Origin of the sequence: Sinorhizobium alkalisoli, assembly GCF_008932245.1 — a bacterium.
GTDB classification, from domain to species: Bacteria; Pseudomonadota; Alphaproteobacteria; order Rhizobiales; family Rhizobiaceae; genus Sinorhizobium; species Sinorhizobium alkalisoli.
In genome coordinates this window covers 2,002,617-2,014,721 of the sequence record NZ_CP034909.1, presented here as the reverse complement: position 1 = coordinate 2,014,721, position 12,105 = coordinate 2,002,617, and the positions used below count along the sequence as shown (strand labels likewise).

Sequence of the window (12,105 nt, the reverse complement as noted above, 5' to 3'; positions counted from 1 at the left end):
GGATTTGCGGCATGGGCTGTCGGTTTGCGGTGGCAAGCCGTTCGGCGAATTTGCCCATGGCGCCGAGCCTTCTGCAGAAAGGAATTGGCCATGAGCAAGCGCGCGATCTCACAGCACGGTGATGGGCTTACCAGAAGAAATCTCCTGGTGATGGCGGGAGCTGCCGCCACGCTCGCAAGCTACGGTCCTATTGCCAGAAGCGCTTCTGGCGGACGGAGCATCGTGATCGACGACGTGAAAGACGGCGAGGACGTGTTTGCATACATCGGCAGGATGAAGGGTGGCTTCGATCAGGCCGCCTATCAGCAAGTCATCGGCGCCGCGAATGCGTTCAAGGAGGGAGATCAGGCAATCGGGGTGGGAGCCCAAGATGAGGCAAGTCGAAGAAATGCCCGCGCTCTTCTGGCAAACACGAAGATCAAGGATCTGCACCAGCAGCCGCTCCTCGAGGACGATCTGCAGAAATTGATCTGGCAGACTACCGATCAGGCCCAGTTTGAACGGGTGAAAGACTGGACGATCGGCCGACTGAAGGAATTTCTGCTCACAGAAACCGAGGAAGAGATCAAGGGTCTCATGACTGGCCTGACCAGCGATACTATAGGCATGGTCCCCAAGCTGATGAACAACGAGGAACTGATCTCGCTCAGCCAGAAGCTATTCAACGTGATGCCGGGCACGAAGATGGGTGCGAAGGGCTACATGGGGGCCCGGATCCAGCCAAATTCTCCGACCGACCATCCCGATGATATCGTCTGGCAGGTTTTCGATGCCTTCTCCTACGCAACCGGCGACATCGTCATCGGCACCAATCCGGTGGACAGCACGGTCGAAAGCGTCGTCGCGGTCGAACGTGCGCTGAAGGACATCGTGGATACGTTCGGGCTGGCGGATGTGATCCCGTGGTGTGTGCTCGCACACATCGATGTCCAGGCCGAGACGGCCGAGAGTTTTCCCGGAACGGTTTCCACGATGTTCCAGAGCCTGGCCGGGACAGATGACTGCAACAAGATCTTCGACATTACGAACGAGAAAATCCTGCGCTATGCACGCGCGAAGAAGGGGGAACGATACGGCCTGTATTTCGAAACGGGGCAGGGTTCCGAATTCACCAATGGCGTCGCAAACGGCGTCGACATGATGGTGCTCGAGTCGCGAAAATACGGCTTCAGCAGAGCGGTGGGGATCGAACTCGCGAACGTGCAACCCAAGGGCGCATGGCTTCATGTCAACGATGTTGCCGGTTTCATTGGGCCGGAAGTCTTCAAGAGCCGGGAGCAACTGGTGCGGTGCTGTCTCGAAGACATGGTCATGGGCAAGCTCCATGGACTTACCATCGGCCTCGATATCTGCACGACCTTGCATATGACCGTCAGCCTCGACGACCTCGACTGGTGCCAGGACCAGATCATGCCGGCCAATCCCGCCTATCTGATTGCCCTGCCTACCAAAAACGACCCGATGCTGAGCTATCTCACCACCTCGTTCCAGGACCACGTTCGCTTGCGCGACAAGTTCGGCTTCAAGGTCAATGACGCGATGTGGGACTTCTACAAACGTATAGGCATCGTGGCTGCAGACGGCAGCTATACCGCGAACTTCGGAGATCCACTCTGGGTGTACTACCAGTACCGCCAGGCCAAAGGCGACAAAAGGTCCAGGGACGCGATCTATGCGGAAGGACGGCAGAGCATGCGGGAAGTTGAAGAGCGAGGCGTCGACCTCGCCACCGGCCACGGGGCCAATATATGGGATCTCAATCCACCGCTCGCAGCCAAGGTGAAGGGACTGTACGACGACGCGAAACAGTCCCTTTGGGCCGAACTCACGCCCGAGTTCGTTGCCGCCATACCCGATGTCGTGCCGGTTCGCACCCTGTCCAAGGACCGCAACGATTACATTGCTCACCCCAATACGGGCGAAATGCTCAGTCCGGACGGAATCCGGGCAATTGAAAGGATCAGAGACTCCTGGGGAAACGACTTGCCCAAAGGTCAGATTGTCATCTCGGATGGTCTGAACGCCAAAGCCATCATGGACGATGGGCATCTCGCACCCTACCTTCAGGAGATGCGTGGGCTGCTTGCCGGGGCGGGTGTCACCCTGAGCGACAAGAACATCATGGTCACGGGCGGACGGGTGCGGGCAGGCTACCGGATCGGCGAATTGCTGTTCGAGAACTCCGATCCAAACAGTTTAAGGGGAATTCTCCATATTATCGGTGAGCGCCCCGGAACGATGCACCACGCTTATTCGGTCTACATCACCGTTGCCAGAGGCAGGCGCTGGTCCGAGAAGGGTATCGACCACGACATCACGAAGCTCGTCAGCAATGTGGCTGATACGGCTCTGTCGCCACGAGAAGCCGCCAGGGAAACCTTGACCATTATCAGAGAAATCGTCGGCAAAGAGGTGAATGGCAGCCGCCGTTACGGCTAGCGTATCGGCCCCGACAATTCTCGGAGCGTCACGCTGGCAAGAGCCGAACCAGCAAGAGGCGCAGGCCGCGCTTGCCGATCGTTTCGAACTCATGTTCGACGCGATAGTCTTCCACAATATCGTTTTTTTCGAGCACTTGCCGCAGGGCGGCGATATTCCATTGGCCCACGCCCTGGCTTCAGACTTCTCCCATTCTTGGGATCGTCGTGTCACTGGCTGGGATCATCGCGGCACGCACCTATTTCGGAAAGGAGGTTTTCGAGGCATGGGCATGGCGCGTGCCGTTCCTCGTGTCGTTCCTGCTGGTCGCCATCGCAATTTACATCCGGCTCCAGCTTTAGGAGACCCCGATTCTACTGGCAGAGTTCTTTCCGGGCAGGATTCGCTACACGTCGGTATCGGTCCCCTATCACATCGGCAACGGTTGGGGCGGCGGGCTGGCCATTCGTCACCTCGGCTGCCTTCGCGGCAACCGGCAGCATTGGCTACGCGCTGATCTATTTGATTGCAGCTCCGGCCGTTTGCTTCCTGCTCGCTCTGTTGCTGATGCCGGAGACAATCGTGGCGAGCGGTTGTCCAAGCAATGCGCGCTGTGGCAGAAAGGCGGAGCAATAGATTACATCCGGCGGCGGCAAAGTGGTTTTGCGATCCGCAAGCTAACCGCCCGGTACGTCACCCGCACCGGAACGGAGCGGTCAACGAGTTTCCCTCCGCCTGCCTGTCTTTGTGTCAGGTGGAGATGAAACATCACCAGAGGAGAAAACTATGTCCAATCGATTCAAATTGCTGACTTGCCTCGCCGTTGCCATAGGTTTGACGGCGGGGGCGGCAACCGCGCAGGAGATGAAGTTTTTCCGCATCGGCACCGGCGGGACCGCCGGTACCTATTATCCGATCGGCGGGCTGATCGCGAATGCCATCTCCAACCCGCCCGGCTCGCGCGCCTGCGAGGATGGCGGGTCCTGCGGTGTGCCCGGTCTGGTTGCGACCGCCGTGGCCTCAAACGGATCGGTTGGCAATATCAATGCCGTCATGGGCGGATCGCTGGAAAGCGGATTCTCGCAGTCCGATGTGGCCACATGGGCGCAGACCGGCACCGGCATGTGGGAAGGGCAGGCGCCTGCCGAGAAGCTGCGGGTGATCGCCAATCTCTATCCGGAAAGCCTGCATCTGGTGGCCAGCGCCGAATCCGGTATCGAAAGCGTGGCCGACCTGAAGGGCAAGCGCGTCTCGCTCGACGAGCCGGGCTCGGGCACGCTGGTCGATGCGCGCATCGTGCTGGAAGGCTTCGGCTTGAGTGAAGCCGACATCACGCCGGAATACCTCAAGCCGGACCAGGCTGCCGACCGGATGCGTGACGGCGCAATGGATGCGTTCTTCTTCGTCGGCGGCTATCCGGCCGGGGCGATTGCCGAACTGGCGAGCCAGCACAAGGTGAAGATCATCCCGATTACCGGCGAGGGGGCGGACAAGATCCGGGCGCAGTTCGGTTTCTTTGCCGCAGACACCGTCCCGGCGGGTACCTATGAGGGACAGGCAGCCGATGTGCCGACGCTCTCGGTCGGCGCGCAATGGGTGACCAGCGCGGACCAGCCGGAAGAGCTGATCTACAACATCACCAAAGCACTTTGGAACGACAACACCCGCAAGATGTTCGATGCGGGACATGCAAAGGGCAAGCTGATTCGCACCGAGAATGCGACGGCCGGCGTGGGCATTCCGTTCCACCCGGGCGCGGAGAGGTTCTACAAGGAAATCGGCGCGCTGAAATAAACGCCATTTGAATCTGCGCATCGAGCCTTCCGAAAATCGCGTACGATTTACGGGCCGATGCGCTAGCGGGAGTGTGGCGGCAGTGGCGGCCCCGCTCCCCTTATGCCAAGTCTCGATGATAGGAGCCGATAGGATGGCCTATGGCTGATTGTGGGCCAGACAGCCCGATCGAGCCGGTCCTATCGGTTCCTATCATCGAGACTTGGTATTAACCGCCAAGGGGATAAGATGAGCGCGCGAGATCACCACGAAGGCGCGGCGGGGGCGTCCCCCCTGACCGCTGAAGAACTGCAGGCACTCGAGGAGAAATTCGATCCGGAATTGCGGTTCCGCAATCTCGGGCAGGCCCTGACGATCCTGTCTGGGATAGTTCTGTTTCTGCTGTCCTGCTATCACTTCTACACGGCGGGTTTCGGAATTCCGCGATCCGCAACCCATCGCGGCCTGCATATGGCGGTAACGCTGTCGCTCGTCTTCGTCTGTTTTTCCGCTTCTGGGCGGCGTGACATGAAACCGGGGCGGCTCGCGCCGCTCGGCTTGCCGTTGGCCGACTGGCTCCTGGCCATCGCTGCGGCGGTCACCTCGCTTTACATACCGTGGATCTACGACCAGCTTGCCTTCCGCGTCGGCAACCCCTTGCCGCTCGACCTGGCGATGGGCAGCGTGCTCATCTTCGTCCTCCTGGAGGCGGTGCGCCGCGCGATGGGGTGGCCGTTGCCGGTCATCGCAATCCTGTTCATGTGCTATGCCTATTTCGGCCAATCGATGCCCGGCATTCTCGTGCATCCCGGAGCGAGTTGGTCAAATATCGTCAATCACCTCTACCTGACCTCTCAGGGCATCTACGGCACCGCACTTGGGGTAATCGCCACCTATGTCTTCCATTTCGTCTTGTTCGGCGTGATGGCGACGCGGATCGGGCTTGGGCAATTGTTCATCGACGTCGCAACGGCGCTGACCGGCCGCTTCGCGGGTGGCCCGGCCAAGGTATCTGTGGTGTCCTCGGCGATGCTCGGTTCGATCTCCGGTTCGTCGATCGCAAACACCGTGACAACCGGCGCGCTGACCATCCCGGCAATGATCCGCATTGGCTATCCGCGACATTTCGCGGCGGCGGTCGAGGCGGCCTCTTCGACCGGCGGCCAGATCACGCCGCCGGTCATGGGGGCGGTGGCCTTCCTGATGATCGAATACCTCGGCCTGCCGCTGACGACGATTCTTCTGGCCGCGATCGTACCGGCCTTCATGCATTTCTTCGGTGTGCTGCTGCAGGTGCACCTGGAAGCGAAACGGCTCGGCCTGCGGGGCCTGACCAGGGAGGAACTGCCGAATGCGCTCAAGGTGATCCGCGAAGGCTGGCTGACGGTCCTGCCGCTGATTCTTCTCGTCCTGATGCTGATGAGTGGGCGCACGCCGTTCCTGTCGGCCTTTTGGGCCATCGTTGCCTGTATCGCCGTGCTCGTCATTCAGTCGGTGCAAACGCTTGGCGTCGCAGAAGGGATGCGCAAGGCGGCTATCGGCGTCTGGGAGGGATTTGTCCTTGGGGCGCGGCAGTCACTGTCCGTCACCGCGGCGGCGGCGCTTGTCGGTATCATCATCGGGGTCGTCACCCTGACCGGTGTCGGCTTCAAGATCGCCTTCATGGTCACCAGCCTCGCCAGCGGCTGGGCGGTTGCCGCGCATGCGGCGTTGTCCATCCTGCCGTTCGACCTGATGGGCGTGCAGACGATCACGCTCCTGTTCACGCTGATGATTACGGCGGTGGTCTGCGTGCTGATGGGCTGTGGCATTCCGACGACGGCCAACTACATCATCATGGTGGCGGTGGCCGCGCCGATTCTCGGCCTGATGGGCGTGGAGCCACTCGTCGCGCATTTCTTCGTGTTCTATTACGGCGTGCTCGCGGATGTAACGCCGCCGGTGGCGCTGGCCGCCTATGCTGCCTCCGGAATTGCGGGAGCGAACGCCTTCCGGGCCGGGAACACTGCCTTCCGACTGAGCATGGGTAAGGCGCTGGTGCCCTTCGTTTTCGTATTCTCGCCCGCGCTGCTGATCGTCACGCCGCAGTTCACCGTCACGGACTTCGCACTGGCGGCCGGTGGTGCAATGTTGGGGATATTCGCCCTGTCGGCGGCAATCACCAACTGGCTCCGCGGACCGCTCTACCTGATAGAGCGGCTGCTGCTGATGATCGCGGCGCTGTTGCTCATCGCGCCCGATCTGGCCGCCACGATTGTGGGGATCGCGCTGCTGGGAGCCGTGATCACGCGGCAGGTGCTGATGCCCCACGCTTCCGAGCAATCGGTTTAATGAGAGAGTTTGGCCCCTGCCACCGACAATTCTGCCCAGGCCTCGGGTAAGGTGGTAAGCGCGTGGCGCGCAGCCCCCGAGGGATGAGCGCGGTCACAGTCTGGAAGCGGCCGCGCGGCACACTCTCTTGAGCGGTCTGTTACTGGTCCCGCCCGAGTTCGGAGATCAGCCTTCGTCGCTCGCGTCTCTTCCTGATCTGCTGCGTCTCGATCGTGGCTCCTCGCAGGCGTATCCGGCCTTGCGTCTTCGTCAGGATGAAGCGCCGGCGGGCGCCGACGGGCAGGTCCTCGGAGCCGTAGACGCCGAGGATTTCGATGACCATCGCCTCAACCATCTCCGGGTCGTCATCGGCGGCCTCGAGCGCATGGCAGATCAGGCTGCGGAAGGAGCCGATGTCGCGGATATCGCCGGGTTGAAGCGGCCCCTGGCGCGTCCGCTGGATCGGGCTGCCTTCGCCGTCCTGAATGTCGGTTGCCGGCCTGACCAATGTTCCATCGGGGGTTTCGAGCGTGATGATCACGCTCTGCACGTAAACCGGCCCCGAGCTCATATTGCTCAGGAAGCAGCGGGCCTCCAGGCCGTCGCCGACACCGCGCGCGATCAGAAGCGTCGCGCGCAGTTGCCTTCTGTAGCTGCTGATGAATACCTGCAGATAGATAACCCAGACCAGCAGCATGCCGACGCCGGTAAGCGCCGAGATCAACTGGCCATGGCTGGATATCCATCGCAGGAGATCCATCGCACCTGAACCTTTCCGGACAAATCGCTCTTGGATGCCTCGACGCTCCAACGGGACAGGCTGCCAACGGTTCCGGAACTTGAACCGAGTGGGCTTCCGGAAGATACCGGCTCCACCCTTCAGATTATGCAGACCGGTGCTTATTGCATACAAGAATATTGACTTTGTGCGCAAGAGAAGTGATCCATAATACGACTCAACGCAAGGCTGAAGCAGGGAGGGACCCGACGCGGGCCATGGGCAGGTCCCGAAAATCTCCGCACATCGTTGTCAGCAGAGGAGAGGAGACCATGTTGAAATACCTGATCTTAATTTCGGCCACCCTGGCGGGCGCCCTGTTGTCGAGCAGTGGCTTGGCGCGGGTCACCGGCTTCGAGGTCAAGGCCACAGGCCCGGCCTTCGAAGGCAAGACCTTCGGCAGCGTCGGGGCGTATAAGCGTATCGATGCGATCGCGAGTTTCGCGGTTGACTCGAAATCGCCGCGTGTCGCCGGCATCGTCGACATCGACAAGGCACCGGTGAATGGATCGGGCGAGGTCGTGTTCAGGGCCGAGGTCTCGATGCTGGTGCCCGCAGATCCGGCGCGGCGTTCGCCGTTTCTTCTCTACGAGGTTCCGAACCGCGGCAGGAATCTCAGTTTCATGCTGCTCAATCGCAGCGGTACGACCGACGTCCCGGCGACGGCCGCCGATGCGGGCGATGGCTTTCTCTTGGATCGCGGCGACACGATCGTCTGGAGCGGCTGGCAGACCCACCTGCCAGACAATCTGCTGAACATGGAGCTGCCCACTCTCGACGGGATCACGGGCGAATCGCGGGAGCAGTTCATCTTCGACGAGCCCGGTGCCGTCAGCAGTGCCGTCCTGACCTATGCCGCCGCCGATCTCGATCCGTCAAAGGCAAGGCTCACGGTGCGCGCGAGGGAGTCCGACCAGCCGGAGCAGAAGGCCGGCCTGAGTTTCAGATATCTCGGCCCGACGGAGATCGAGATCACCCGACCCGCCGACATGGACGCCGGTGCGATCTACGAATTCATCTATCCGGCCAAGGATGCGGTTCCGGCCGGGCTTGCCTTCGTCGCGACGAGCGACCTGGTTTCCTTCCTCCGCGGCAGTCATGGCCATGAGGTGCAAAGCCCGCTGGACGGCGTCGAGCACACGATCGCCCTCGGTGTCTCGCAATCGGGACGCTTCCTGCGCGACCTGGTCTATCACGGCTTCAACGCCGACGAGGCGGGCAAGAGGGTTTTCGACGGAGCCATCCCGCACATCGCCGGATCGCGAAAGACCTTTACCAATTTCCGCTTCGCGCAGCCGGGCCGGTATTCGCGCCAGCACGAGGATCACGACTATCCGGGCGATCAATTCCCCTTCACCTATGCGGAGACCACCGATCCGCTCACCGGCGAAAGCGGCAGCATTCTGTCCGCCTGCCGCGCCACCGCCACCTGCCCGAAGATCATGCACACTGATACGTCTACAGAGTTCTGGCAGGCTCGTGCATCGCTGGTCACCACCTCGCCCGCCGGCGAACCCCTGGAAATGCCGGACGACGTGCGGCTCTACTTCATTGCCGGAGCGCCGCATTTCAACGGCTGGTCGGCCCAGTCGAAAGAGGAGGCTGCCTGCGCCTTTCCGACCAATCCGCTGAGTGCGGCACCCGTGATGCGGGCGCTTTATGTCGCCTTGGCGAATTGGGTATCGGAGGACAAGGCACCGCCGGCCAGCCGCTATCCCAGCCTGACCGACGCGACGCTGGTCCGCCTTGAAGATCTGAAGCTGCCGAGGATCGGCGGAGAGGTGGCGCGGCCTGTTTTCAATGAGCTGAGGGTAATGGACCATTCTTCACAGCCGCCGGTGCGCGGAAAGGCTTATCCGGTGTCCGTGCCTGCGCTCGATGATGACGGCAATCCGTTGGGAGGCATCAGGATGGCAAATGTCGAGGCGCCGCTCGGAACCTATGCCGGTTGGAACCTTCGAAGGGAGGGCTTTGCGGAGGGCGAGCTCTGTAGCCTCGCTGGCACTTTCATCCCCTTCCCGAAGGAGCCGAACGCGACCGATGACCGAAAGTCCCTCGGCGAGCGCTATCCCGACGAGGAAGCCTATCTGATGGCGGTCAAGACCGCCGCGGAGGCCCTGGTCGCTGATGGCTTCATGTTGCCGGAGGATGTCGGCTACGTCCTGGACAGGGCTCGCGAAGACGCCGCGCTGCTGCGGTAATAGTCATGGCCCGGACGCAGCTTGGAGCGCACATTGCTCGGTTGCTGGGGGTGCTTTGGCTACGAGGCTATGGTGAAAGCTGTGCGGAAAGCCGGGCAACTCGGGCAGGATGGCCGCCTCGGAAGAGGCGGCCATCTGCAGGGGCTCATCCGAACATGCGAGGCGCTTTCGTCGCATTTGGTTGTCGCCGCGTCGTTCTCCGACGTAGATCTCTGCCGTTCCTGTGGCGTCCTACGGGCGGCGTTTCCCCTCTCGATCAATCTGGCGGAACTGCCGCAAGGGAGGTCATCAGTGAGTTACATCATCAGCACCGCCTATCTGGCGGTATTAATCAGCGCTGTCTTCGTCATCCTGCGCTGGAGCAACGTCCGCTGTTGCGGGCAAACCCCGGTCGGCACCTTCACCTTCGTGGCGCTGCTGTTCACGGCCGGCCTGGACATGGGTCTCGTCATGCTGCCGCTCACCGAATTTCCGGTTTACGCGGCGGATGAGGCCTACCGGTTCACCAATCCGCTCGCCATCGAGTTCGGCATGTGGGGACCGCTGGTCTGGATGATGTACTTTCTCTCGGCCTTCTACTTCGTCGTGCTCGAACCGCGGCTGCAGATTTTCGAGATTGCGATCGTCAAATGGGTCTACAACCTCACGGTGATCGCGACCTGCGCCTTCACCTGCTATCTCTTTCTCACCGCCTTGCCGAGCTATATCGGCGATGTTTCGGCGACCGCGCTGTGGGCGATCGTCCTTTGCGTCATCGCGGTGTCGGTCTATTCCAGCGGCAGCGTCAATTTCATGAAATGGCTGGCCGTCAGTTCGACATGGATGTTCGTGACCCTGGCTGTCGTCGCGGTACCGGCGGCGGCCTATTACTCCGGCGGCGCTGGAGCGGGCAGTCTCGCGTCGAATCTCGGCCTGCTGTCGGACTATTTTGCAAATCTGCACCGTTTCGTCAGCCCGATCACCGCCTATCACGAATTCTATCTTTTCTGGTGGTTCTCGTGGAGCATCATGATCGGCCAGTTCGTGTCCATGTTCGTCGGAGGGCTCAGGACATGGCGGCTGGCCGGCGCGATGATCCTTCTGCCTTCCATCCCCTTGGCCGTCTGGTTCGCGGTGCTTTACATCTACTTCGAGCGGCAGATCACAATTCCCGGCTGGTTGAACTGGTTCATGGTGACGGTCGGGATCGTTTTCGTCGTGAATTCGCTCGACTCGTTGATCCGTCTCTACGGCCTCAATCTTGGCTGGACGAAGACACGGCTCGGCCCGGCATATTATCCTTTGCACTTCTTTCTTCAGCTGGGCCTGGTGATGGCCTATCAGTTCACGCCGTTCAAGATCGAGTGGGTCGGCGTGGTCGTGATCGGCATCTACGCGGCAGTCTACGCCTTGATGCTGCGCCGCCGGACGCTCGTCCGGGCCGCAGTCACGGAGGCGCGGGGCACTGCCGGAAACGCCTTGCCGGCGGCGTCGCCGTCCTGAGGCACGCAGCGGCGTCGTAACACTTTGAACTGCTGCATGTCTTTGCCTTAGACCAATCAAAGGAGACATGCAGTAGCGCCGCATTCGCCCCCCCTGTCACACCCCTGTAAAACAACGCCACTATCCCTCGGCTCCATATTCCACAAGCCGAGGGCTACGCCATGAAAACGATCATCTCCGCCGTTGCCGCAGCAGCCATTGCCGGTCTTCTCTCCACCGCGGCGCAGGCCGAAAGCCTGATCCTCTACACCAGCCAGCCGAATGAGGATGCGCAGGCGACGGTGGATGCGTTCGAGGCGGCAAATCCCGGTGTCGAGGTCGAGTGGGTGCGTGAGGGCACGACGAAGATCATGGCCAAGCTGATGGCCGAGATCGAAGCGGGCAATCCGGCGGCGGACGTGCTCTTGATCGCCGATACGGTGACGATGCAGCGGCTGAAGGAAGCGGGGCACCTGATGCCTTACAAGTCTCCGGAAGCGGCGGCTTACGATGCCGCGCTCTTCGACGCGGACGGCGCCTACTACTCGACGAAGATGATCACCACCGGGATCATCTACAACACGGCTGCCGCGATGAAGCCCACGGGCTGGCAGGACCTGGCGAAACCGGAGGCAAAGGGCCTCGTCACCATGCCGAGCCCGCTCACCTCCGGCGCGGCGCTGATCCATGCGCAGACGTTGACCGCGATCGACGGCCTCGGCTGGGACTACTACAAGGCGCTTGCCGGAAACGGCGCGACGGCCGCCGGCGGCAATGGCGGGGTGTTGAAGGCAGTCGCAACCGGCGAGAAGGCCTATGGCATGGTGGTCGATTTCATGGCCATCCGCGAAAAGGCCAGGGGCGCACCGGTGGAGTTCGTCTTCCCGGCGGAAGGCGTTTCCGTCGTCACCGAGCCGGTGGCGATCCTCAAGACCGCGAAGAATGCAGACGCCGCGAAAAAGTTCGTCGACTTCCTTCTCTCCGTGGAGGGCCAGAAGCTGGCATCGAAGATGGGCTATATCCCGGCCCGCGACGGCGTGGCGCTGCCGCAAGGCTTTCCGGCCCGCGAGACGATCAAGGTTCTGCCGGTCGATGCGGCCGCGGCGGTGAAGAATGCCGAAGCGGACCTTAAAACCTTCTCCGGCGTCTTCGGCACCAACTGAT

General features: G+C 61.4%; 8 protein-coding genes and 1 pseudogene. 7 read left to right on the top strand and 2 right to left on the bottom strand.

All coding sequences use genetic code 11. From position 1 onward, the window contains the following. Positions 1–90: 90 nt before the first annotated feature. A complete protein-coding gene (gene eutB / locus EKH55_RS09860) occupies positions 91–2,439 on the top strand; it encodes an ethanolamine ammonia-lyase subunit EutB (protein ID WP_151611426.1) in 2,349 nt (782 codons plus the stop codon). A 28-nt stretch (positions 2,440–2,467) separates the two neighbouring features. Here eutB and EKH55_RS29385 read toward each other — a convergent pair whose 3' ends face one another. Then, entirely contained in the window at positions 2,468–2,608 is a 141-nt protein-coding gene (locus EKH55_RS29385) for a hypothetical protein (protein ID WP_192803710.1), read from the bottom strand. Here EKH55_RS29385 and EKH55_RS09855 point away from each other — a divergent pair. The 3 genes and pseudogenes from EKH55_RS09855 to EKH55_RS09845 form a co-directional block, all read left to right on the top strand. After that, positions 2,607–3,054: pseudogene (locus tag EKH55_RS09855) on the top strand (hypothetical protein); the annotation flags it as partial. The gene EKH55_RS29385 and the pseudogene EKH55_RS09855 sit on opposite strands and share 2 nt — an antisense overlap. Positions 3,055–3,204: 150 nt before the next feature. Continuing rightward, on the top strand, positions 3,205–4,212 hold the full coding sequence (locus tag EKH55_RS09850; protein WP_069457324.1) for a TAXI family TRAP transporter solute-binding subunit: 1,008 nt from the start codon (positions 3,205–3,207) through the stop codon (positions 4,210–4,212). A gap of 228 nt (positions 4,213–4,440) precedes the next feature. Next, positions 4,441–6,522, top strand: coding sequence for a TRAP transporter permease (locus EKH55_RS09845; RefSeq protein WP_151611425.1), 2,082 nt, complete (start codon positions 4,441–4,443; stop codon positions 6,520–6,522). Positions 6,523–6,661: 139 nt separating this feature from the next. On the opposite strand, the gene EKH55_RS09840 is transcribed toward EKH55_RS09845, so the two are convergent. Further along, positions 6,662–7,261 (bottom strand): hypothetical protein, encoded by a 600-nt coding sequence (locus EKH55_RS09840; RefSeq protein WP_225191701.1) that lies wholly within the window; start codon positions 7,259–7,261, stop codon positions 6,662–6,664. A gap of 290 nt (positions 7,262–7,551) precedes the next feature. Here EKH55_RS09840 and EKH55_RS09835 point away from each other — a divergent pair, with 290 nt between their 5' ends. From EKH55_RS09835 to EKH55_RS09825, 3 genes are all read left to right on the top strand, one after another. Then, positions 7,552–9,480, top strand: a complete 1,929-nt coding sequence (locus EKH55_RS09835; RefSeq protein WP_069457326.1) for an alpha/beta hydrolase domain-containing protein — start codon at positions 7,552–7,554, stop codon at positions 9,478–9,480. A 291-nt stretch (positions 9,481–9,771) separates the two neighbouring features. Continuing rightward, positions 9,772–10,962, top strand: coding sequence for a BCCT family transporter (locus EKH55_RS09830; RefSeq protein ID WP_069457383.1), 1,191 nt, complete (start codon positions 9,772–9,774; stop codon positions 10,960–10,962). A gap of 161 nt (positions 10,963–11,123) precedes the next feature. Beyond that, the gene (locus tag EKH55_RS09825; protein ID WP_069457327.1) at positions 11,124–12,104 is read left to right on the top strand and encodes an ABC transporter substrate-binding protein; all 981 of its coding nucleotides are present in this window, start codon (positions 11,124–11,126) and stop codon (positions 12,102–12,104) included. Position 12,105 lies beyond the last annotated feature (1 nt).

Coding starts and splice junctions, on each gene's coding strand:
- EKH55_RS09825 (WP_069457327.1), top strand. CDS start 11,124: ATGAAAACGATCATCTCCGCCGTTGCCGCAGCAGCCATTGCCGGTCTT.
- EKH55_RS09845 (WP_151611425.1), top strand. CDS start 4,441: ATGAGCGCGCGAGATCACCACGAAGGCGCGGCGGGGGCGTCCCCCCTG.
- EKH55_RS09835 (WP_069457326.1), top strand. CDS start 7,552: ATGTTGAAATACCTGATCTTAATTTCGGCCACCCTGGCGGGCGCCCTG.
- EKH55_RS09840 (WP_225191701.1), bottom strand. CDS start 7,261: ATGGATCTCCTGCGATGGATATCCAGCCATGGCCAGTTGATCTCGGCG.
- eutB (WP_151611426.1), top strand. CDS start 91: ATGAGCAAGCGCGCGATCTCACAGCACGGTGATGGGCTTACCAGAAGA.
- EKH55_RS09850 (WP_069457324.1), top strand. CDS start 3,205: ATGTCCAATCGATTCAAATTGCTGACTTGCCTCGCCGTTGCCATAGGT.